The organism is Marinobacter sp. UBA2688 (genome assembly GCF_002352785.1).
Lineage (GTDB): Bacteria > Pseudomonadota > Gammaproteobacteria > Pseudomonadales > Oleiphilaceae > Marinobacter > Marinobacter salarius.
Map to the genome: position 1 here is coordinate 1 of NZ_DELU01000025.1, position 21,301 is coordinate 21,301.

The 21,301-nt window shown below is 55.4% G+C and carries 34 protein-coding genes; 33 read left to right on the forward strand and 1 reads right to left on the reverse strand.

Translation table 11 applies throughout. From position 1 onward, the window contains the following. The first annotated feature begins 214 nt into the window (after positions 1-214). The 28 genes from rpsJ (at position 215) to rplQ (ending at position 13,875) form a co-directional block, all read left to right on the forward strand. A complete protein-coding gene (gene rpsJ, locus B3M52_RS15130) occupies positions 215-526 on the forward strand; it encodes a 30S ribosomal protein S10 (RefSeq protein ID WP_004580743.1) in 312 nt (103 codons plus the stop codon). A gap of 73 nt (positions 527-599) precedes the next feature. Then, positions 600-1,238 carry a 50S ribosomal protein L3 gene (gene rplC, locus B3M52_RS15135; RefSeq protein ID WP_007154017.1) on the forward strand — a complete coding sequence of 213 codons (639 nt, stop codon included), beginning with the start codon at positions 600-602 and terminating at the stop codon, positions 1,236-1,238. A gap of 11 nt (positions 1,239-1,249) precedes the next feature. Further along, on the forward strand, positions 1,250-1,855 hold the full coding sequence (gene rplD, locus B3M52_RS15140; RefSeq protein WP_007154015.1) for a 50S ribosomal protein L4: 606 nt from the start codon (positions 1,250-1,252) through the stop codon (positions 1,853-1,855). After that, complete coding sequence (gene rplW, locus B3M52_RS15145) at positions 1,852-2,145, forward strand: 50S ribosomal protein L23 (protein ID WP_007154014.1); 294 nt, start codon at positions 1,852-1,854, stop codon at positions 2,143-2,145. Before rplD ends, rplW begins: the two co-directional genes overlap by 4 nt. Before the next feature lie 17 nt (positions 2,146-2,162). Then, complete coding sequence (rplB, locus tag B3M52_RS15150) at positions 2,163-2,990, forward strand: 50S ribosomal protein L2 (protein WP_007154012.1); 828 nt, start codon at positions 2,163-2,165, stop codon at positions 2,988-2,990. A 23-nt stretch (positions 2,991-3,013) separates the two neighbouring features. After that, positions 3,014-3,289, forward strand: a complete 276-nt coding sequence (gene rpsS, locus B3M52_RS15155) for a 30S ribosomal protein S19 (protein WP_007154011.1) — start codon at positions 3,014-3,016, stop codon at positions 3,287-3,289. Positions 3,290-3,305: 16 nt separating this feature from the next. Further along, positions 3,306-3,638 (forward strand): 50S ribosomal protein L22, encoded by a 333-nt coding sequence (rplV, locus tag B3M52_RS15160; protein WP_007154010.1) that lies wholly within the window; start codon positions 3,306-3,308, stop codon positions 3,636-3,638. A gap of 11 nt (positions 3,639-3,649) precedes the next feature. Further along, complete coding sequence (gene rpsC / locus B3M52_RS15165) at positions 3,650-4,333, forward strand: 30S ribosomal protein S3 (protein WP_007154009.1); 684 nt, start codon at positions 3,650-3,652, stop codon at positions 4,331-4,333. 12 nt (positions 4,334-4,345) lie between these two features. Continuing rightward, on the forward strand, positions 4,346-4,759 hold the full coding sequence (rplP, locus tag B3M52_RS15170) for a 50S ribosomal protein L16 (RefSeq protein WP_007154008.1): 414 nt from the start codon (positions 4,346-4,348) through the stop codon (positions 4,757-4,759). Then, complete coding sequence (gene rpmC / locus B3M52_RS15175) at positions 4,759-4,950, forward strand: 50S ribosomal protein L29 (RefSeq protein WP_007154007.1); 192 nt, start codon at positions 4,759-4,761, stop codon at positions 4,948-4,950. Before rplP ends, rpmC begins: the two co-directional genes overlap by 1 nt. Before the next feature lies 1 nt (position 4,951). Further along, on the forward strand, positions 4,952-5,218 hold the full coding sequence (gene rpsQ, locus B3M52_RS15180; protein ID WP_007154006.1) for a 30S ribosomal protein S17: 267 nt from the start codon (positions 4,952-4,954) through the stop codon (positions 5,216-5,218). A gap of 58 nt (positions 5,219-5,276) precedes the next feature. Beyond that, positions 5,277-5,645, forward strand: coding sequence for a 50S ribosomal protein L14 (rplN, locus tag B3M52_RS15185; RefSeq protein WP_007154005.1), 369 nt, complete (start codon positions 5,277-5,279; stop codon positions 5,643-5,645). Between the two features lie 16 nt (positions 5,646-5,661). Next, on the forward strand, positions 5,662-5,982 hold the full coding sequence (rplX, locus tag B3M52_RS15190) for a 50S ribosomal protein L24 (protein ID WP_007154004.1): 321 nt from the start codon (positions 5,662-5,664) through the stop codon (positions 5,980-5,982). Between the two features lie 15 nt (positions 5,983-5,997). Continuing rightward, positions 5,998-6,537 (forward strand): 50S ribosomal protein L5, encoded by a 540-nt coding sequence (rplE, locus tag B3M52_RS15195; RefSeq protein WP_036203346.1) that lies wholly within the window; start codon positions 5,998-6,000, stop codon positions 6,535-6,537. 12 nt (positions 6,538-6,549) lie between these two features. Further along, entirely contained in the window at positions 6,550-6,855 is a 306-nt protein-coding gene (rpsN, locus tag B3M52_RS15200; RefSeq protein WP_007154002.1) for a 30S ribosomal protein S14, read from the forward strand. A gap of 89 nt (positions 6,856-6,944) precedes the next feature. Then, positions 6,945-7,337, forward strand: a complete 393-nt coding sequence (gene rpsH, locus B3M52_RS15205) for a 30S ribosomal protein S8 (protein ID WP_007154001.1) — start codon at positions 6,945-6,947, stop codon at positions 7,335-7,337. Between the two features lie 9 nt (positions 7,338-7,346). Next, the gene (gene rplF, locus B3M52_RS15210) at positions 7,347-7,880 is read left to right on the forward strand and encodes a 50S ribosomal protein L6 (protein ID WP_036203349.1); all 534 of its coding nucleotides are present in this window, start codon (positions 7,347-7,349) and stop codon (positions 7,878-7,880) included. Between the two features lie 9 nt (positions 7,881-7,889). After that, on the forward strand, positions 7,890-8,237 hold the full coding sequence (gene rplR / locus B3M52_RS15215) for a 50S ribosomal protein L18 (protein ID WP_007153999.1): 348 nt from the start codon (positions 7,890-7,892) through the stop codon (positions 8,235-8,237). Positions 8,238-8,249: 12 nt separating this feature from the next. After that, positions 8,250-8,750: a 30S ribosomal protein S5 gene (rpsE, locus tag B3M52_RS15220; protein WP_007153998.1), complete on the forward strand. Its 501-nt coding sequence runs from the start codon at positions 8,250-8,252 to the stop codon at positions 8,748-8,750. Between the two features lie 4 nt (positions 8,751-8,754). Next, positions 8,755-8,943 (forward strand): 50S ribosomal protein L30, encoded by a 189-nt coding sequence (gene rpmD / locus B3M52_RS15225; protein ID WP_007153997.1) that lies wholly within the window; start codon positions 8,755-8,757, stop codon positions 8,941-8,943. A 1-nt stretch (position 8,944) separates the two neighbouring features. Then, a complete protein-coding gene (rplO, locus tag B3M52_RS15230; RefSeq protein WP_007153996.1) occupies positions 8,945-9,379 on the forward strand; it encodes a 50S ribosomal protein L15 in 435 nt (144 codons plus the stop codon). 17 nt (positions 9,380-9,396) lie between these two features. Further along, complete coding sequence (gene secY, locus B3M52_RS15235; RefSeq protein ID WP_007153995.1) at positions 9,397-10,719, forward strand: preprotein translocase subunit SecY; 1,323 nt, start codon at positions 9,397-9,399, stop codon at positions 10,717-10,719. 30 nt (positions 10,720-10,749) lie between these two features. Continuing rightward, positions 10,750-10,863, forward strand: coding sequence for a 50S ribosomal protein L36 (rpmJ, locus tag B3M52_RS15240; protein WP_008174902.1), 114 nt, complete (start codon positions 10,750-10,752; stop codon positions 10,861-10,863). 141 nt (positions 10,864-11,004) lie between these two features. After that, positions 11,005-11,361: a 30S ribosomal protein S13 gene (gene rpsM / locus B3M52_RS15245; RefSeq protein ID WP_007153993.1), complete on the forward strand. Its 357-nt coding sequence runs from the start codon at positions 11,005-11,007 to the stop codon at positions 11,359-11,361. Positions 11,362-11,374: 13 nt separating this feature from the next. Beyond that, positions 11,375-11,764 (forward strand): 30S ribosomal protein S11, encoded by a 390-nt coding sequence (rpsK, locus tag B3M52_RS15250; protein WP_007153992.1) that lies wholly within the window; start codon positions 11,375-11,377, stop codon positions 11,762-11,764. Between the two features lie 18 nt (positions 11,765-11,782). Next, positions 11,783-12,403, forward strand: a complete 621-nt coding sequence (gene rpsD / locus B3M52_RS15255; RefSeq protein ID WP_007153991.1) for a 30S ribosomal protein S4 — start codon at positions 11,783-11,785, stop codon at positions 12,401-12,403. Positions 12,404-12,438: 35 nt separating this feature from the next. Then, entirely contained in the window at positions 12,439-13,443 is a 1,005-nt protein-coding gene (locus tag B3M52_RS15260; protein ID WP_036203352.1) for a DNA-directed RNA polymerase subunit alpha, read from the forward strand. Between the two features lie 33 nt (positions 13,444-13,476). Further along, complete coding sequence (rplQ, locus tag B3M52_RS15265; RefSeq protein WP_007153989.1) at positions 13,477-13,875, forward strand: 50S ribosomal protein L17; 399 nt, start codon at positions 13,477-13,479, stop codon at positions 13,873-13,875. 72 nt (positions 13,876-13,947) lie between these two features. Here rplQ and uvrA read toward each other — a convergent pair whose 3' ends face one another. Continuing rightward, positions 13,948-16,779 (reverse strand): excinuclease ABC subunit UvrA, encoded by a 2,832-nt coding sequence (uvrA, locus tag B3M52_RS15270; protein ID WP_036203356.1) that lies wholly within the window; start codon positions 16,777-16,779, stop codon positions 13,948-13,950. Between the two features lie 195 nt (positions 16,780-16,974). Here uvrA and B3M52_RS15275 point away from each other — a divergent pair, with 195 nt between their 5' ends. From B3M52_RS15275 to gspM, 5 genes are all read left to right on the forward strand, one after another. Further along, positions 16,975-18,345, forward strand: a complete 1,371-nt coding sequence (locus tag B3M52_RS15275) for an MFS transporter (protein WP_036203361.1) — start codon at positions 16,975-16,977, stop codon at positions 18,343-18,345. Between the two features lie 58 nt (positions 18,346-18,403). Beyond that, a complete protein-coding gene (gene ssb, locus B3M52_RS15280; protein ID WP_075195655.1) occupies positions 18,404-18,931 on the forward strand; it encodes a single-stranded DNA-binding protein in 528 nt (175 codons plus the stop codon). 160 nt (positions 18,932-19,091) lie between these two features. Then, positions 19,092-20,000, forward strand: coding sequence for a biogenesis protein MshI (locus B3M52_RS15285; protein WP_075195656.1), 909 nt, complete (start codon positions 19,092-19,094; stop codon positions 19,998-20,000). Further along, on the forward strand, positions 19,997-20,605 hold the full coding sequence (locus B3M52_RS15290) for a PilN domain-containing protein (protein WP_075195657.1): 609 nt from the start codon (positions 19,997-19,999) through the stop codon (positions 20,603-20,605). Before B3M52_RS15285 ends, B3M52_RS15290 begins: the two co-directional genes overlap by 4 nt. Next, a complete protein-coding gene (gene gspM / locus B3M52_RS15295) occupies positions 20,602-21,300 on the forward strand; it encodes a type II secretion system protein GspM (protein ID WP_075195658.1) in 699 nt (232 codons plus the stop codon). The genes B3M52_RS15290 and gspM overlap by 4 nt, the downstream gene beginning before the upstream one ends. Position 21,301: the final 1 nt, after the last annotated feature.

A 21,301-nucleotide genomic window follows, 5' to 3' on the forward strand; every position in this document is an offset into this window, starting at 1 on the left:
GGCGTAGTCTCAAAGATCATCGAATAAATTATTCGAATGATCTAAGGAAAAAGGGGCTGAAAGTCAGCCCCTTTTTCTGTTTCAGCCGCACAATCTGACCTGGTAGAGTCGCTGCTCATCGCAGTTGACACTGCTGGGTATTATGCATACAATGCGGCTCCTTTTTTTGAAGGTCGGCTAACTAGTAGCTGCTACGAGTGGAGTTTGGTGCATCATGCAAAGCCAAAAAATTCGAATCCGGTTGAAGGCGTTTGATTATCGCCTGATCGACCAGTCAACGCAGGAGATTGTCGATACCGCGAAGCGGACCGGCGCTCAAGTGCGTGGACCAATCCCTCTGCCGACGCGGAAGGAAAAGTACACCGTTCTGATTTCACCGCACGTCAACAAAGACGCGCGCGATCAGTACGAGATTCGTACACACAAGCGTTTGCTGGATATCGTCGAGCCGACGGAAAAGACAGTAGATGCTTTGATGAAGCTGGATCTGGCAGCAGGTGTAGACGTTCAGATCAGCCTCGGCTAACGCCAAGCGTTAGTCTGTGTAACTGTCATAAGGCCATAGAGGGTGAGAGCCCCGTACACTTAAGAGGTGAAACATGGCAATTGGAATTGTCGGTCGCAAGGCCGGTATGACCCGTATTTTTACGGAAGACGGGCAAGCAGTGTCCGTAACGGTAATTGAGGTTGAGCCCAACCGCATTACCCAGCTGAAAACTCTTGAAAGCGATGGCTATCGCGCGGTTCAGGTAACCGTTGGTAAGCGTCGTTCCTCTCGTGTGACTAAAAGCGAAGCGGGCCATTACGCCAAAGCCGGAGTCGAGGCTGGTCGTGGTCTGTGGGAATTCCGTCTCGCTGATGGCGAAGGCGAAGAGCTGGCTGCAGGCGGAGAGATTACCGCTTCCATCTTTGAAGATGGCCAGGTCGTTGATGCTGTTGGTCAGTCCAAGGGTAAAGGTTTCCAGGGCGGCGTAAAGCGCTGGAACTTCTCCATGCAGGACGCCACACACGGTAACTCCCTTTCTCATCGTGCTCCGGGTTCCATCGGTCAGAACCAGACTCCGGGCAAGGTATTCAAGGGCAAAAAGATGGCGGGCCAGATGGGCAATGCGCAGGTGACCGTGCAGAACCTGCAAGTCGTCCGTGTCGACGCCGAGCGCAACCTTCTGCTGATTCGTGGTGCCGTTCCGGGCGCGACCGGCGGAAATGTTGTCATCAAGCCTGCAGTTAAAGCCTGAGGAGCGGTGCGATGGAATTGACTATTACAGGTAGCGGCAAGGGAATCTCGGTTTCCGACGCTGCGTTCGCCAAAGATTTTAATGAGTCACTGGTTCACCAGGTTGTCACCGCGTATATGTCCGGTGCGCGCCAGGGTACCCGTGCTCAGAAAACACGTTCGGAAGTCGCTGGTGGTGGTAAGAAGCCCTGGCGTCAGAAGGGTACGGGTCGTGCCCGTGCCGGTACCATCCGCAGTCCGCTGTGGCGGTCCGGTGGTGTTACCTTCGCTGCCAAGCCTCAGAGTTTTGAGCAGAAGGTAAACCGCAAAATGTACCGCGCAGCGATGCGCTCCATTTTTTCCGAGCTGGTCCGTCAGGAGCGCCTGGTTGTGGTCGACGACATGAATGTCGAAACGCCCAAGACCAAGGCCTTCACTGCCAAGCTGAGCGATATCGGTGTCAGTAACGCGCTGATTCTGTCCGACAACGTCGAGCAGAATCTGCACCTGGCCTCGCGCAATATCCCGCACGTTGATGTGCGTGATGTCGCCGGCCTTGACCCGGTTAGCCTTGTCGCCTTCGATAAAGTGGTTGTGACTGTTCCCGCTCTGAAGAAAATCGAGGAGATGCTGGGATGAATCAGGAACGTATTTACAAGGTTCTTCTTGGGCCTCACGTATCAGAGAAAGCCTCTCTGGTCGCGGAAAGTGGTCAGGTGGTATTCCGTGTAGCCCCTGACGCAACCAAGCCCGAGATCAAGAAAGCCGTTGAGCAGCTGTTCAACGTCACCGTCGAAGGTGTTCAGGTTCTGAACCGTAAGGGTAAGCTCAAGCGTACCGTTCGCGGCTTCGGCAAGCGTGCTGACATTCGTAAGGCTTACGTTAAGCTTGCGGACGGTCAGGACATTGATTTTCTGGATGTGGAATAAGGTAAAGGGGTCGTAAAATGCCGATCGTCAAAACCAAGCCAACATCTGCCGGCCGCCGTCACGTTGTTAAGCTCTTTAACCCTGATCTTCACAAGGGGCGCCCTTACGAGCCGTTGGTAGAAACTCTTAGTAAATCGGGTGGTCGTAACCATTTTGGTCGCATCACTACCCGTCACATTGGTGGTGGACATAAAAAACACTACCGTGTCATTGACTTTAAGCGGACCAAAGATGGTATCCCGGCGACTATCGAGCGCCTGGAATACGATCCTAACCGCTCTGCGCACATTGCGCTGATCAAGTACGCCGATGGCGAGCGTCGCTACATTATCGCTCCCAAAGGTATGCAGATTGGTGACCCTGTGCGCTCCGGCATCGACGCGCCGATTAAAGTAGGAAGCACACTTCCGCTCCGGAATATTCCGGTCGGTTCTGTGATTCACTGCGTCGAAATCAAGCCTGGCAAAGGTGCTCAGCTGGCTCGCTCTGCGGGCGCATCCGTACAGCTGGTTGCTCGGGAAGGGGCTTATGCCACCATCCGCCTGCGCTCAGGTGAAATGCGTAAGGTGCTTGTTGACTGTCGCGCAACGTTGGGCGAAGTGTCCAACAGCGAACACAGCCTCAAGCAGCTTGGTAAAGCGGGTGCATCACGTTGGCGCGGTAAACGTCCAACAGTACGTGGTGTTGCTATGAACCCAGTTGACCACCCACATGGTGGTGGTGAAGGGCGTACCTCTGGCGGGCGTCACCCGGTTACTCCGTGGGGTGTTCCGACCAAAGGGCATAAGACTCGTAAGAACAAACGTACTGATAAGATGATAGTACGTCGTCGTTCAGCCAAGTAAACGACTACATAGAGGTAAATGCTGTGCCACGTTCTTTGAAGAAAGGTCCTTTTATAGACCTGCATCTGTTGAAGAAGGTCGAGGCAGCTCTGGAAGCTAACGACAAGCGGCCGATCAAAACCTGGTCCCGCCGGTCGACAGTGTTTCCGGAGATGGTAGGCCTGACCATTGCAGTCCACAACGGCAAGCAGCACGTGCCGGTTTATGTCACCGAAGATATGGTCGGGCATAAGCTGGGTGAGTTCGCGGCGACGCGTACTTATCGTGGTCATGCGGCCGACAAGAAAGCTAAACGCTGATTGTGAGGTAATAGAAATGGAAGTAGCAGCCAAGTACAAGGGCGCTCGCCTCTCAGCTCAGAAAGCGCGTCTTGTCGCTGACCAAGTACGCGGCAAGGCTGTTGAGGACGCCCTGAACATTCTGACTTTCAGCCCGAAGAAGGCGGCGGTCATTCTCAAGAAAGCCCTTGAGTCTGCCATCGCTAACGCTGAGCACAACGAAGGTCTGGACGTAGATGATTTGCGGGTTTCCACCGTTATGGTGGATGAGGGTCCGACGCTCAAGCGAATCAAAGCTCGAGCCAAGGGGCGCGCTGACCGGATTTTCAAGCGCACCTGTCATATCACCGTCAAGGTCGCCGACAAGTAGGAGATGCTCAGATGGGTCATAAAGTAAATCCAACCGGCATGCGCCTGGGTGTGATCAAAGAGCACAACTCAGTGTGGTACGCCGAAAAGGCGGAATACGCGAACAACCTGTTGAATGATATTCAGGTTCGCGAATTCCTGGACAAGCGTCTGGTAAAGGCGTCTGTCAGCAAGATTGTGATCGAGCGCCCTGCTCAGAACGCCCGTATCACGATCCATACAGCCCGTCCCGGTATTGTTATCGGTAAGAAGGGTGAAGATGTTGACCGTCTGCGTCGCGAAGTCAGCGACATGATGGGTGTGCCCGTGCACATCAACATCGAAGAAGTCCGCAAGCCGGACCTGGATGCCCGCCTGGTCGCGCAGAACGTTGCCGGTCAGCTGGAGCGTCGTGTGATGTTCCGTCGCGCTATGAAACGTGCGGTACAGAACGCCATGCGCCAGGGTGCGAAAGGCATCAAGATTCAGGTAGGCGGTCGTCTCGGGGGTGCTGAAATTGCCCGTTCCGAGTGGTATCGCGAAGGTCGTGTACCGCTGCACACACTGCGTGCAGACATTGATTACTCGACCTACGAAGCGAAAACCACTTACGGCATTATCGGCGTCAAGGTATGGATCTTCAAAGGTGAGATTCTTGGTGGTATGGAGCAGGTCCGTGCTGACAAGAAAGCCTCTGGGAAGAAAGGTTCTAAGTAAAGGGGCACTCAAATGCTGCAACCAAAACGCACCAAATTTCGCAAGGTAATGAAAGGCCGTAACACCGGTCTTGCGCACCGTGCTAACAAGGTGAGCTTCGGTGAATACGGATTGAAGGCGACAAGCCGTGGACGTATAACTGCGCGCCAGATTGAGGCAGCGCGTCGTACCATGACTCGCCGCATCAAGCGGGGCGGTAAGATCTGGATCCGGATTTTCCCGGACAAGCCGATCTCCAGCAAGCCGCTCGAAGTACGAATGGGTAAAGGTAAGGGTTCTGTCGAGTACTGGGTGGCTGAAATTCAGCCAGGCCGGATGCTGTATGAGATGGAAGGTGTTTCCGAGGAAATCGCTCGTGACGCGTTCACTCTTGCTGCGGCCAAGCTGCCCGTACAGACCACCTTTGTAACGAGGACGGTGATGTGATGAAAGCAACAGAGCTGCGTGACAAGTCAGTCGAGGAGCTGAACAAAGAGCTGATCGACCTCCTGAAGGAGCAGTTCAACCTGCGCATGCGTAAGGCGACAGGTCAGCTGAATCAGTCTCATCTTCTTCCGAAGGTGAAGCGTGACATTGCTCGCGTGAAAACAGTTATGAATGAAAAGGCAGGACAGTAACATGACTGAAGCTACCCAAACTGCCAGAACCCTGAGCGGCAAGGTCGTGAGCAACAAAATGGAGAAATCCATTGTGGTTCTGGTTGAGCGCCAGGTTAAGCATCCTCTGTACGGTAAGTACATGAAGCGTTCATCCAAAATTCATGCTCACGACGAGAGCAATCAGTGCAACATCGGTGACACCGTTACAATCCAGGAAACCCGCCCGGTCTCCAAGACCAAAAGCTGGGCTCTGGTGGAAGTCACCGAACGCGCATCGAAGGTGTAACTCGCCCGGACGGTGAGTCTTGTCGTAACGGCAAAGTGGTTTCTGCTGGAGAATAACCATGATTCAGACTCAAACAATGCTTGAAGTCGCGGACAACAGTGGTGCACGTCAGGTGATGTGCATCAAGGTCCTGGGCGGTTCACATCGGCGTTATGCCAGCGTTGGGGATATCATCAAGGTAACCGTTAAGGAAGCCATCCCCCGCGGTAAAGTGAAAAAAGGCCAGGTCCTGAAAGCTGTCGTTGTACGTACCCGTAAAGGTGTGCGTCGTCCCGACGGGTCGCTTATTCGTTTCGACGGAAACGCGGCAGTACTTCTGAACAATCAGGACGCACCCATTGGTACCCGTATCTTCGGACCGGTTACCCGTGAACTGCGAAATGAGAAGTTCATGAAAATTATTTCACTGGCACCCGAAGTACTTTAAGGACCAGAGGCCGGTTATGAAAAAGATCAAACGAGATGACGAAGTAATCGTCACTACGGGGAAAGACCAAGGCAAACGTGGTAAAGTCCTGAAGGTTCAGGACGATGGCCGGGTTGTTGTTTCTGGGATCAATATGATCAAGAAGCACACCAAGCCAAACCCGATGCTCGGCACCCCAGGTGGCATCGTCGAAAAAGAAGCACCTATCCAGGCTTCCAACGTGGCTATTTTTAATCCGCAGACCGGCAAAGCCGATCGCGTAGGCTTCCAGATCAAGGAAGACGGCGCTAAAGTGCGGATCTTTAAGTCCACGAAAGAAGTCGTCGATAACCAGTAAGCGGTGGTGGTTACGATGCTTAACATGAAAGAGCAGTACAGTAAGGAAGTGGTACCCGCCCTGCAGAAAGAGTTCAGCTACAAGAACATCATGCAGGTGCCGCGTATCGAAAAGATCACCCTGAATATGGGTGTCGGCGAAGCGGTCGGTGACAAGAAGCTGATTGAAAATGCCGTGGCGGATCTTGAGCGCCTGGCAGGTCAAAAAGCCGTTGTCACTTTGGCACGTAAATCCGTAGCGGGCTTTAAAATCCGTGAAGGTTGGCCGATCGGTTGTAAAGTTACCCTGCGCGGTGAGCGTATGTGGGATTTCTTTGATCGTCTGGTTCACATTGCGGTACCCCGCATTCGTGACTTCCGCGGTCTGAATCCCAAGTCCTTCGATGGTCGCGGTAACTACAGCATGGGTGTGCGTGAGCAGATCATTTTCCCCGAGATCGAGTACGACAGAGTCGACAAGATCCGTGGACTTGATATCACCATTACCACCACTGCCGGTACCGACGATGAAGGTCGCGAACTGTTGAAAGCCTTCGGCTTTCCGTTCAAGAAATAAGGAACGAGTGTAATGGCTAAGGTTTCCATGAAGAACCGCGAGTTCAAGCGCGAAAAAACCGTTGCGAAGTACGCAGCGAAGCGCGCCGAACTCAAGGCGATTATCAAGAACCCGAATACCAGCGATGATGACCGTTGGGATGCACAGATGAAGCTGCAACAGCTTCCTCGTGATGCGTCTCCCTCGCGTCTTCGTAATCGTTGCCAGGTTACAGGTCGTCCCCACGGCGTTCTGCGCAAGTTCAAGCTGTCACGTATTAAGTTGCGTGAAGCTGGCATGCGCGGCGACGTCCCGGGCCTGACCAAAGCAAGCTGGTAAGGCAGGTACACTGACCGCAGGTCAGGTGCCCGTTGGTAAGCGGTGCGGCGCGCCGCTGCACAACTAAAAAGATCAGGAGTCTCATACCAATGAGTATGCAAGATACGCTTGCGGATATGTTTACCCGTATCCGTAATGCACAGATGGCACAGAAGGCCGATGTGGCCATGCCGTCTTCAAAGATGAAGATCTCCGTAGCCCAGGTCCTTAAGGACGAAGGTTACGTAGCCGATTTTTCCGTCTCAGCTGACGCGAAACCCGAGCTGACCATTAACCTCAAATACTTCGGTGGCAAGCCGGTTATTGAGGAAATCAAGCGGGTCAGCCGTCCGAGTCTGCGCCAGTACAAGGGCGCTGGGGAGCTGCCGAAGGTATCCGGTGGTCTGGGAGTCGCGATTGTCTCTACGTCCAAGGGCGTAATGACAGACCGCGCTGCACGTGCTGCCGGCGTGGGTGGCGAAGTCATCTGCACCGTATTTTAGGAGATACACATGTCCAGGGTTGCCAATAATCCTGTCGTGCTGCCTTCCGGTGTTGAGGTTAAGCTGAACGGACAGGAAATTAATGTGAAGGGGTCCAAAGGATCGCTTCAATTCACCATCCACCATGTGGTAGAGGTCACGCAGGAAGAAAACGTTCTGCGCTTCGCACCCCGTGATGGAGCCAAACAGTCCCGCGCGCTTGCTGGTACTACCCGCGCATTGGTCAACAATATGGTGACCGGTGTGTCTACAGGCTTTGAGCGCAAGCTCGCGCTGACGGGCGTAGGCTACCGTGCCCAGGCGCAAGGTAAGAAGCTCAATCTGACGCTGGGTTTTTCACACCCGGTTGAGTATGAGCTGCCCGAGGGGATTACCGCTGAAACTCCGTCCAATACGGAAGTTGTGATTCGCGGAATCGACAAGCAACAGGTTGGCCAGGTCGCTGCAGAAGTCCGCGCATTCCGTCCGCCAGAGCCTTACAAAGGCAAGGGTGTGCGTTATGCGGATGAGCAGGTCAGACGCAAAGAAGCCAAGAAGAAATAAGGCGGGACTATGAGCGCGAATAACGAAAGATTGCGTCGCGCACGCAAAGTGCGCATGAAGATCCGTAAGCTGGGCACCAACCGCCTGTGTGTACATCGTACACCCCGGCACATGTACGCCCAGGTTACCACTGCAGACGGCAGCAAGGTGCTGGCGGCTGCCTCCACGTTGGATAAGGACCTGCGCCAGGGTGCAACCGGTAACGTGGACGCTGCCAAAAAGGTCGGTCAGTTGATTGCTGAGCGTGCCAAGGCAGCAGGTGTAGAGCAGGTCGCTTTTGACCGCTCCGGTTACCGTTATCATGGTCGCGTCCAGGCTCTGGCCGACGCAGCCCGTGAAGCTGGCTTGCAATTCTAAGAGGTGGAGAAGATGAGCGTTAACGAACAGAAGGCGCCTGAGCTCCAGGAGAAGCTGGTTCAGGTCAATCGCGTCGCCAAGGTTGTTAAGGGCGGTCGTATTTTTGCCTTCACTGCACTGACTGTAGTGGGTGATGGTAAAGGACGCGTTGGTTTCGGTCGTGGCAAGGCGCGTGAAGTGCCGGTTGCGATCCAGAAAGCGATGGAAGCTGCACGCAAGAACATGGTCGACATCCCGCTTGACGGAAATACCCTGCAGTACGCGGTTAAAGCGCAGCATGGTGGTTCCAAGGTCTACATGCAGCCTGCATCAGAAGGTACCGGTATCATCGCCGGCGGCGCTATGCGTGCCGTACTGGAAGTAGCGGGTGTGCAGAACGTACTGTCCAAGTGTTACGGGTCCACCAACCCGGTGAACGTGGTACGTTCCACCATCAAGGGTCTCCAGGCAACTCAAGCGCCTGAAGATATTGCAGCCAAGCGCGGTAAATCCGTGGAAGAGATTCTGGGTTGAAGTCATGGCGAACGCAAAAACGATCAAAGTAACACTGACCCGCAGCCCCATCGGCTGTCAGCCCAAGCACAAGCTGTGCGTCAAGGGCCTGGGTCTCCGTAAAATCGGTCACACCGTGGAAGTGGAAGATACCCCTTCCATCCGCGGGATGATCAACCGGGTTAACTACCTGGTGCAGGTAGAGGAGAACTAAGATGCGTCTGAACGAACTTAGTCCGGAGCCTGGTTCACGTCCTGCCGCCAAGCGCGTGGGTCGCGGTATCGGTAGCGGCCTCGGCAAGACCGGTGGTCGTGGTCACAAGGGTCTTAAGGCCCGTTCCGGCGGCAGTGTCGCGCCTGGTTTCGAGGGCGGCCAGCAGCCGTTGGCCCGTCGTCTGCCGAAATTCGGTTTCACCTCGCGCCAGCAGCGCTATGTGGCTGAAATTCGTCTGAACGAACTGGCGAAAGTCGACGGTGACGTAGCTGATCTCGAGGCCCTGAAGAAGGCTGACATCGTTCGCGAAGAAATTCGTGAAGCGAAGGTTATTCTGTCCGGCGAACTGAGCCGCGCAGTGACTGTCAAGGGTCTGAAGGTGACCAAAGGCGCACGCGAGGCGATCACTGCCGCGGGCGGTAAAGTCGAAGACTAAGGCGAGTCGAGGACTAAATGGCCAAGAACGCATCATTGCCTGCGGGCGCGGGTAAAGGACTGGCAGAGCTGCGATCGCGGCTCTGGTTCGTCTTCCTGGCATTGCTGGTGTACCGGATCGGTGCCCACATCCCGGTGCCGGGTATTAACCCCGACCGTCTGGCGGCACTGTTTGAACAGAACCAGGGCACAATCCTGAGCATGTTCAACATGTTTTCCGGTGGTGCGCTTGAGCGGATGAGTATCTTCGCACTTGGTATCATGCCGTATATTTCAGCCTCTATTATTATGCAGTTGATGACAGCGGTCAGTCCGACGCTGGAGCAACTGAAGAAGGAGGGTGAAGCTGGCCGTCGCAAGATAAGCCAGTACACGCGGTATGGTACGGTTATCCTGGCCCTGGTTCAGGGCTTTGGTATTTCTGTCGGGCTGGCATCCCAGGGTGTGACCTTCAACGACAGCTTCAGCTTCCACTTTGTGGCTGTGGTATCCTTTGTCAGTGGTGCCGTGTTCATGATGTGGTTGGGTGAGCAGATCACCGAGCGCGGCGTCGGCAACGGGATTTCCCTGCTGATTTTTGCCGGTATTGTTGCTGGCCTTCCAGGTGCCATAGGGCAGACCCTGGAGCAAGCGCGTAACGGCGAGATGAGTCTGTTGGTGGTTCTGGGTATTGGTATCCTGGCGGTTGCTGTAATTGGCTTCGTGGTGTTTATGGAGCGTGGTCAGCGTCGACTGACCATCAATTACGCGAAGCGCCAGCAAGGCCGGCGGGTATTTGCTCAGCAGTCCAGCCATTTGCCTTTAAAAGTGAATATGGCAGGCGTTATTCCGCCGATCTTCGCTTCCTCCATTCTGCTGTTCCCGGCGTCGCTGGGGCAGTGGTTCGGTCAGGGCGAGGGCATGGAATGGCTGAGTGATATTTCCCAGGCATTGGCACCTAGCCAGCCGCTATACATCATTCTGTTCGCAGCAGCAGTCGTTTTCTTCTGCTTCTTCTATACAGCGTTGATGTATAACCCGAAAGAAGTTGCGGATAACCTCAAGCGCTCAGGCGCGTTTATTCCGGGCATTCGTCCGGGCGATCAGACTGCCAAGTATATTGATGGTGTGCTGACCCGCCTGACTCTGTTCGGTGCAATGTACATTGCAGCAGTGTCCCTGTTCCCTCAGTTTCTGATGGTTGCCGGGAATGTACCGTTCTATCTGGGCGGCACGTCTCTGCTGATTGTTGTAGTCGTGGTGATGGATTTCATGGCTCAGGTTCAGTCGCACCTGATGTCTCATCAATATGATTCGTTGATGAAGAAGTCCAATCTCAAGGGCTATGGTCGGAACGGATAATTTCGTTCCCCTTGAAAACTGGAGTCGACAATGAAAGTACGCGCTTCGGTAAAGAAAATTTGCCGTAACTGCAAAGTAATTCGTCGCAATGGCTCAGTACGAGTCATTTGCTCGGAGCCTCGCCACAAGCAGCGTCAGGGTTAATCCTTACGGATTCAGCACTGACATTGTAAAGGGTACGATTAATGGCGCTTGACCTCAGGTGGGGTCAGGCGCTATTATTTCGCGCCCTTTTATAGTGGCGGAAAATTCACACAGCAAAGCTTTGAACGCGGAGTAATTTGGATGGCACGTATAGCCGGTGTCAATATACCCGATCACAAACATGCTGTTATCTCTCTGACTTACATTTTTGGAGTCGGTAAGACAGCAGCCCAGAAGCTTTGCGATGCAACCGGTGTTAAGCCGGACGTCAAGGTCAAGGACCTGTCCGACGAGCAGCTTGAATCACTTCGTACAGAAGTAGGCAAGCTGGCCGTTGAAGGCGATCTGCGTCGTGAAGTTCAGATGAACATTAAGCGTTTGAAGGATCTCGGTTGCCACCGTGGTCTGCGCCACCGTCATGGACTCCCTGTCCGTGGCCAGCGCACAAAGACCAACGCCCGCACCCGTAAAGGTCCTCGCAAACCTATTCGTAAGTAACAGGTAGGCAAACATGGCAAAGCCAGGTACACGTACCCGTAAAAAGGTGAAAAAGACGGTTGTTGATGGCGTCGCGCACATTCACGCGTCCTTCAACAACACTATCGTGACCATTTCTGACCGTCAGGGCAACGTATTGTCCTGGGCCACTTCTGGTGGGTCCGGTTTCCGTGGGTCACGCAAGAGTACACCTTTTGCTGCGCAGGTAGCAGCTGAAAGAGCCGGTAATGCGGCTGCTGAATACGGCCTTAAAAACCTGGACGTAGAGGTTAAAGGTCCGGGGCCCGGACGTGAATCTGCGGTTCGTGCGCTGAACGCGTGCGGCTACAAGATCACTAACATCACTGATGTGACGCCGATTCCCCATAACGGTTGTCGTCCGCCCAAAAAGCGCCGCGTCTAACACAGGAGACAGTGAATTATGGCTCGTTACATAGGCCCGAAGTGCAAGCTGTCTCGTCGTGAAGGGACAGATCTTTTTCTGAAGAGCGGTGTTCGCGCGCTCGATTCAAAGTGCAACATCGAGACTCCGCCGGGTATGCACGGCGCGCGTCGCGGTCGTCTGTCCGAATATGGCGTACAGCTTCGTGAAAAACAGAAAGTTCGTCGTATCTACGGCGTGCTGGAGAAGCAATTCCGCAACTATTACAAAGAGGCCGCCCGCATCAAGGGTGCAACCGGTGAGAACCTGTTGCAGCTGCTGGAAGGCCGTCTTGATAACGTTGTCTATCGCATGGGTTTTGGTTCTACCCGTGCTGAGTCCCGTCAGCTCGTTTCTCACAAAGCGATCCTGGTCAACGATAAGTTGGTGAACATCCCGTCTTATCAGGTCCGTCCGGGTGATGTTGTGAGTGTGCGTGAGAAGGCAAAAAACCAGCTTCGCGTTAAAGGCGCGCTGGATCTGTCTTCCAGCCGCGCACCGGTGAGCTGGGTAGAGGTCGACGCCAGCAAGATGTCCGGCGTTTACAGGTCAGTGCCCGAGCGCACTGAATTGCCGGCCGACATCAACGAGAACCTCATCGTCGAGCTTTACTCCAAGTAAAGCCCAGTTAGCAACGAGAGCAATTAGGGGCGTCTATGCAGCGTTCAGTACATGAGTTATTGACACCTCGTACCATTGACGTGAAAGAATCAAGCGCCATGCGCGCCAAAGTGACCCTGGAGCCTCTGGAAAGGGGCTTCGGTCATACTCTTGGTAGCGCACTGCGTCGGATACTCTTGTCCTCAATGCCGGGCTGTGCCATTACCGAGGCACAGATCGACGGCGTGTTGCACGAGTACAGCGCGATCGAAGGTGTTCAGGAAGACGTCATTGAGATTCTTCTGAATCTTAAAGGCGTGGCCGTGAAAATGGGCGGCCGGGACGATGCCGAGGTAACCCTCAGCAAGAAAGGCCCGGGCGTTGTCACTGCCGGTGATATCAAGCTGGATCACGATGTCGAGATCACCAACCCGGAACATGTGATCTGTCACCTGAGTGCCAATGGTGAAGTGAACATGCGTCTGAAGGTTGCCCGTGGTCGCGGCTATGAGCCTGCTGATCAGCGGGGTCTGGACGAGGACGAAACTCGCGCCATTGGACGCCTGCAACTGGACGCAACTTTCAGTCCGGTCCGCCGTGTTGCCTACGCCGTGGAAAGTGCACGGGTAGAACAGCGCACCGACCTGGACAAGCTGGTTATTGATTTGGAAACCAATGGTACGATCGACCCGGAAGAAGCGATTCGCCGGGCCGCGACCATCCTCCAGCAACAACTGGCCGTGTTTGTTGATTTCGATCACGAGAAAGAACCCGAGCGTGTTGAGGAAGAGGAAGAAATTGATCCGATTCTCCTGCGTCCGGTTGATGATCTGGAATTGACAGTGCGTTCAGCTAACTGCTTGAAAGCTGAGAATATTTACTACATCGGCGATCTGATTCAGCGCACTGAAGTTGAGCTGCTGAAGACGCCTAACCTTGGTAAAAAGTCGCTTACTGAGATCAAGGACGTGCTCGCGTCCCGCGGTCTGTCACTGGGTATGCGTCTTGATAACTGGCCGCCGGCTAGCCTTCGTGGCGACGATCGGGTCCTGGGCGGTTAATCGCCGATTAGTTTAAGGTAAGGAATCAGAGCAATGCGTCATCGTAAGAGTGGTCGTAAGTTCAGCAGGACCAGTGCGCATCGCAAGGCCATGTTCCGTAACATGACTGCGTCACTGGTTGAACACGAGCTGATCAAAACTACGCTCCCGAAAGCGAAAGAACTTCGCCGGGTAGCGGAGCCTTTGATCACGCTGTCAAAGAATGATTCGGTCGCGAATCGTCGTCTGGCGTTTTCTCGCCTGCGTGACGATGCGGCGGTTGCCAAGCTGTTCAATGAGCTTGGTCCCCGTTACAACGAGCGTCCGGGTGGTTACCTTCGTATCCTGAAGTGTGGCTTCCGTGCCGGCGACAATGCCCCCATGGCATTTGTAGAGCTGGTTGGTCGTCCGCTGGACATCGAAGCAGAAGAAGTGGACGAAAGCGAAGATTAAGTTTTCGCCAAGCCCATAAAAAAACCGGAGGTTAATCCCTCCGGTTTTTTTATGTCTCATCACTTGTAGTGTTTATGTCCGATTCTGGGCCAAGACGCCCTTCAGGTACCGCCCGGTATGTGACCCCGTCTCTGCGGCAACATGCTCTGGCGTCCCTTCCGCAATGATCTGACCGCCACCGGAGCCGCCTTCGGGCCCAAGGTCAATGATCCAGTCCGCCGTCTTGATCACGTCCAGGTTGTGCTCGATCACTACGATGGTGTTGCCATGATCCCGAAGTCGCTGCAGTACGGTCAGTAGTTGCTGGATGTCGTAGAAGTGCAGGCCGGTAGTGGGCTCATCAAGAATGTAGAGTGTCTTGCCGGTATCGCGCTTGGACAGTTCCTTGGCCAGTTTGACGCGCTGGGCCTCGCCTCCGGAAAGGGTGACTGCACTTTGCCCGAGGCGGATATACGATAGCCCGACGTCCATCAGCGTTTGCAGCTTGCGAGCGAGGAACGGAACCGGGTCGAAAAATTCGCGGGCTTCTTCTACGGTCATCTCCAGCACTTCGTGAATGCTCTTGCCCTTGTATCGGACCTCCAGAGTTTCGCGGTTGTAGCGCTTGCCTTTGCAGACATCGCAGGGGACATACACGTCCGGCAGGAAGTGCATTTCTACCTTGATCACGCCGTCGCCCTGACAGGCCTCACAACGACCGCCCTTAACGTTGAAGCTGAAACGGCCCGGTTTGTATCCGCGGGAACGGGCTTCCTGGGTGCCTGCAAACAGTTCACGTATCGGAGTGAACAGTCCGGTGTAGGTCGCCGGGTTGGAGCGGGGTGTCCGGCCTATGGGGCTCTGGTCGATGTCGATGACCTTGTCGAGCTGGTCCAGCCCTTTCAGGGATTCATAGGGCGCGTGGCTCAGGCTAGTGGCTTTGTTGAGCTTTGCAGCACACACCGGATACAGGGTGCTGTTGATCAGCGTGGACTTGCCGGAGCCCGAAACGCCGGTGACACACGTCATAACACCCAGCGGTAAGGTTAATGTGACACCTTGCAGGTTGTTTCCGGTCGCGCCTGCCAGTACCAGTGGTTTACCCTTCCGGCTATGGCGTTGTTCAGGGATCGCGATCTCTTTTTCGCCGCACAAGTACTGCCCGGTGAGGGAGTCCTTGGAGGCGATGATGTCTTCGGGCGTGCCTTGGGCAATGATGTGGCCACCGTGCACGCCTGCACCCGGCCCGATATCGATCACGTGATCCGCAGCCCGGATGGCGTCTTCGTCGTGCTCGACAACAATAACGGTATTGCCCAGATCCCGCAGATGGAACAGTGTGGCCAGTAGGCGATCGTTATCCCGTTGGTGCAGGCCAATGGATGGTTCATCGAGAATGTACATGACGCCCACAAGGCCGGCACCGATCTGGCTCGCCAGCCGTATGCGCTGGGCTTCGCCGCCGGAGAGTGTATCGGCGCTGCGTTCAAGGGTCAGGTATTCCAGGCCAACGTTAACGAGGAATTGCAGTCGCTGACGAACTTCCTTGAGGATTTTTTCGGCAATTTCGCCCTTGCGGCCAGGAAGGGCAAGTTGTCCGAAATAGTCATGGGCGTCGCCGACAGGCATGTGGGTGACGTCCGAGATGTTGTTCTTCTCAACAAACACATGCCGGGCGCTGCGTCGCAGTCGTGAGCCGCCGCACTCTTTGCAGGGCTGCGTGCTGAGGTTGCGGGCCAGTTCCTCTCGCATGCTCTGTGATTCGGTTTCCCGGTAGCGGCGCTCGAGGTTTGGCAGGATGCCCTCAAAAGGATGGGCCTTCTCCATGATGTGGCCGCGCGAGTTTACATAGCGGAATGGGACGTCTTCGGTTCCCGTGCCGTAGAGCAGCGCCTGACGAAAATCCTCCGGCAGGTCCTCCCAGGGAGTGTCCATGTTGATGTCGTAATGTTCGGCCACACTGGTCAGCATCTGGAAATAGTACACGGCCCTGCGGTCCCAGCCCTTGATGGCGCCCTCGGCAAGGGTGGCCTCTGGGTGCTGGACGATCTTTTCGGCATCGAAGAATTGCTTGACGCCCAGGCCATCGCAAGTCGGGCAGGCGCCGGCAGGGTTGTTGAAGGAAAACAGTCTCGGTTCCAGCTCGCTGATGGCGTATCCGCACTGGGTACACGCGTAGCGGGCAGAAAACGTATGTTCGTTTCCCTCATTATCCATGGGGGCAACGAGCGCGATGCCATCAGCCAGGCCCAGAGCGGTTTCAAAACTCTCGGCAAGCCGTTGCTCAAGCCCCGGTTTGACCTTGAAGCGGTCGACCACCACGTCAATCTGGTGCTTCCGTTTCTTGTCCAGTGTTGGAACGTCATCGATATCGTAAACACGGCCGTCCACCCGCAGGCGGATAAAGCCCTGGCTGCGCATCGTGTCGATGACCTGCAGGTGCTCACCCTTCCGGTCACGGATGACCGGAGCGAGGATCATCAGCTTGCTGTCATCGGGCATGGCCAACACCTGATCCACCATCTGGCTTACAGTCTGGGCCTCTAGTGGCAGATCGTGATCCGGGCAGCGGGGCTCGCCAGCGCGGGCAAACAGCAGGCGAAGGTAGTCGTAGATTTCGGTGATGGTACCGACGGTAGAACGGGGGTTGTGGGAGGTGCTCTTCTGCTCGATCGAAATGGCCGGCGACAGGCCTTCAATATGATCCACGTCTGGCTTTTCCATCATCGACAGAAACTGCCTTGCGTAGGTGGACAGTGATTCCACGTACCGACGCTGTCCCTCGGCGTAAAGCGTGTCAAACGCCAAAGAAGATTTGCCAGAGCCGGACAGCCCGGTGATAACGATCAGCTTGTCCCTCGGCATATCCAGGTCAATGTTCTTCAGATTGTGGGTTCGTGCCCCTTTGATCTGGATATGGTCCATAACACCTCGCAGTCGGAAAAAACGCAAATTATACCGTGTTTGGCCCCCGGCCGGCCAAGTGCCCGGGACTTTTAAGCAGGTAAATGCACAATGCCCTGCCTGCATGGCTTCTGTTACAATGCGCGGCGATTTCCTGAAGGGCATGTGCCCCTTCTGAACCCTCGTTTCCGGACACAGTAACAGGTCAGGCATCTCATGAATTCACTGGAAAGACGCTCTGTTGCAGCACTGGCATCTGTGTATGCCATGCGGATGCTTGGGCTCTTTATGGTGATGCCAGTGTTCGTGCTTCTTGGCAGTGATCTTGACGGCGCAACACCGGCGCTGATTGGTCTGGCCATCGGTGCCTATGGTCTGAGCCAGGCGCTGCTGCAGATTCCGTTTGGCATGCTGTCTGATCGCGTTGGCCGTAAACGGATGATCTACATCGGGCTGGTACTTTTCGCCGCAGGCAGTTTGCTGGCAGCCTCCACAGACTCCATATACGTTGTAATCGCTGGTCGGATTCTTCAGGGCGCGGGCGCCATCGCCAGTGTTTTGATGGCGTTATTGAGTGATCTGACGCGGGAGGAGGAGCGGACCAAGGCTATGGCAACGGTCGGCATCTCCATCGGCCTGTCATTTTCTGTATCGCTGGTTCTGGGGCCCTTGCTGGGGTCTGTCTCTGGTTTGTCCGGCATTTTTTATGCCACTGCCGTACTCGCGTTGGTGGCAATAATGATCGTCAATCGCGTGGTGCCAACACCCCATGAGCACAAGTCCAGTGCGGATACCCATCCGGCCAGGGCAATGTTGCAAACCGTCCTGTCTGATGGCCGACTGCTGAGGCTGGATTTCGGAATTTTTGCATTACACCTGGTGTTGACCGCGATGTTCCTGGTGTTTCCAACCCTGCTTCAGAATCGGCTGGGGCTTCCCGCTTCGTCACATTGGTGGTTCTACCTGACGGTTATGGTGGCCTCTTTCTTTGCCATGGTGCCGTTTATTATCGTTGGGGAGAAAAAGCGCCGGATGAAACCTGTTTTTTGTGGTGCCATCGCGCTGCTTGCCCTATCAACCGCTTGTGTTGGCGCGCTTGGTGGTGGGCTTGCGATGGCCTGGGGGGTGCTGTTCTTCTTCTTTATGGCGTTTAACCTGCTGGAGGCCAGTTTGCCGTCTCTGGTCAGCAAAGAATCGCCGGCAGCGGCAAAAGGCACTGCTATGGGGGTCTATTCCACGTCGCAATTTTTTGGGGCATTTCTGGGTGGGGCGGTTGGTGGTATTCTGCTCGAGCAGTTGGGTCTTCAGGGCGTGCTTTGGTTTATGGTAGGTGCGCTGCTGATATGGCTCGCGGTGGCGTTGACGATGTCGACCCCGGGCCATACCACCAGTTTCGTGGTACAGTTGCAGCCTGTGGTTTACAGTCAGTTTGATGAGATTGATGACACGCTGAGAAGCATCCCCGGGGTGCAGGATGTTGTCATCCTGGAGGAGGCGGAAACTGCCTACCTGAAGGTGGATCGTCAAACATTTGATGAACTGTCGCTTGCGGGCTTTTCATTTGTCCGGCAGGGCAGCCAATCTTGAAATTCGGAGGTCTGCAGGGAAGGCAGGCCATCCCTGAAAACAGAGTCAGGAGCAGATCATGGCACGAGGCGTAAACAAGGTTATTCTGATTGGGAATCTGGGGCAGGACCCGGAAACCCGCTATACCCCGAATGGCAATGCGGTGGTGAACCTCAACCTTGCAACCGATGAAAGTTACAAGGACAGGCAAACAGGCCAGTTGGTGCCGAAAACCGAATGGCACCGGATTGTGATGTTCGGCAAGATTGCCGAGGTGGCTGGTCAGTACCTGCGTAAGGGCTCAAAGGTCTACATCGAGGGTAAGTTACAGACGCGCAAGTGGCAGGGGCAGGATGGTCAGGATCGCTACACCACCGAGGTAGTGGTGGACATCAACGGCCAGATGCAGATGCTCGACAGTCGTGGTGGCGAAGGCGGCGGCATGAGCCAAGGTGCTCCCGCTGGCCGTCCGCAGCAAGCGGGCAATGCCGCGCCAGCAGCCGCGGGCCCGTCTGGGCAGCAATCCGGAGGCGGGGGCTACAGTCAGCCGTCACAAGGCAGCATGCCGGAACCGGTTGATGACTTCGACGACGACATACCCTTCTAGGGTTAGTTACAAAAAGCCCCCGCCAAGCGGGGGCTTTTCTGTTAACGAGTTGCAAAAAGCAGTGAAATAGAACAATAAAACATGGAATTACGTTTACTTTTTCAACTACTATTAAAGTCACTATAAGAATCGTCCATTTTTTAGGCATCGAGGCTTTCGAGTGGCCCTGAGCTTTATTAAAAGCTTTCTGAATCGTTCCGATAAACGGCAGCAGATCTATCTGGAAATTCGTCCTGACGGCATCGCGTGGGCGGAATCCGGAGGTAGCGCGGCTTTTGCCGATTGCTTGCCGGCAAAGCGGGAGTCTGTTCTCCGTGCATTAGTCGGCGAGCGCGCCTGGGCCGGTGTCGATACCACTCTGGTTTTACCGATGGATCAATACCAGGTGTTCCAGTTGGAGCGCCCTGAGGGCGTTGAAGACTCGGAGCTTGGTGATGCCCTGAAGTGGAAACTCAAGGACATTCTCGATTTCAATCCGTCCGATGCAGTCTGCGATGTATTTCCGTTTCCGGAAGATGCTTCCCGTGGCCGCGGGGACCTGGTTAACGTGGTTGCCGCCAGAAAGTCTCTCATTAGTGAGCTGGTTGCACTGGTCGAGGCATGCGATCTGGCGTTGATTTCCATTGATATCGCCGAGTTGGCTCTGCGTAACCTGGTGCCCCGTATTGATCCCGATCATCGGGGGGCGGCCGTGGTGCACATGCGCGAGCGGTTCGGGCAGATGATCGTCTGTAAAGGCGAAACACTGTACCTGTCGCGACGGCTGGACGTGACTTCGGATGACCTCCGGGATGCAGCGCGGCAGGAAAATGCCGTGCAGTCTTTGGCCCTTGAGATGCAACGCTCCCTCGATTATTACGAAAGCCAGTTGGGGCAAGTGCCCCCTGCCGTCATTCGCCTGGTGGCGCGTGATAACCTGATGCCATTGCCCTCCATGCTTGCCTCCTATGTAGCCGCCACTGTTGAAGCGCTGGATTGGGCGCCTTACGGTCTTGATGAGCCCCTGGATAGCCGCTGCCTGGTTGCCTGGGGCGCAAGCCTGTTGCCGACCGGCAAGGGGGCGAAATGATTCAGCAGGTCAACCTCTATACCGATGAACTCCGTCCCCGAAAGGAAAAACTGCAGGCCCGGATGGCGTTGTCCATTCTGGCCCTGGCGCTGGTTGTGATCGTGGTTTCCGCAGGGGTTGTCCGATATCAGGCGTCGCACTTGCAGGCGCAGGTCGATTCGCGGCAGGCTCAGAATGCTCAGCTACAGCGTGCGGTGGAACAATTGACCACTGAGGCGGAAGCCCGCCAACCCGACCCTGAGGTTGAAGCCGCCCTTGAGCGTGTAACCGCGACGCTGGCACGAAGGCAGCGATTGCTGAGTCGTGTGGAGGACCTTGTGGCCAGCGAGGCTGCGGGGTTTTCAGCACAGCTGTCGGCATTAGCCCGACAGGTGCCGCAAGGACTCTGGCTGACCCGCATCCGTCTGGACGGTCATCAGGGGAATGTTGCGTTGGCTGGCAGGTCGCAGTCTGGGCGACTTGTGCCGATATACCTCGAAAAGCTTAGCGGGGAGCCCGCCTTCGTGGGCAAGACCTTCGGCAGCTTCCGGCTTGACCGAGAGGAAGACGGGCGCTGGATCGAGTTTCAGGTTGCCACGGACAGGAACTGGGAGGGTGCTGAATGAAACAGGCCTTTCGTCAGCAATTTGATAGAGGCACTGCCTGGTTCGATGACCGCCCTGTTCGCGAGCGGGCAATGATTACTGTAACCGCCGTGGTCCTGGTTCTTTTTGTTGGCTGGGAACTGTGTGTAGCGCCTGTGATGGGCCGCAACGACCAGCTCCAGTCCCGCCTGGATTCTTTGGCCAACACTCAGGCGTCGTTGCTTGAGCAACAACAGGTGTTAACCGCACGCTTGTCCTCCGACCCGTCCCAACAAATTCGGGACAGGCTCGCGGCGCGCCAGCAGCGTCTTGACCAACTCGATGAGGAACTGGCCAAAACCACCGGACGGCTGATCGCGCCGAGGGCCATGGTGGGATTATTGCGGGACATCCTGGCGGCCCAGGACGAACTTGAGCTGCTGGGTGTTGAATTGATGCCGCCTGTGCCCGTATTTGAGGACGGTCCCGGCACGCCAGAAGACACTAACAGCAATGACAACAATGAAACCCGTGAGCCGTTGCTGTTCGCACACGATGCGGAAATTGCCATTCGTGGAGGCTATATGGACGTGCTGGCTTACCTCGAGACCCTTGAAGCCATGGACGCCCGCCTCGGTTGGGTGCTGCTTGACTATGATGTCAGTGAGTATCCGCACAACGAGATCCGGGTTCGGGTCAGGACATTGAGCCTGGACCGCGCATGGTTGGGAGTCTGAA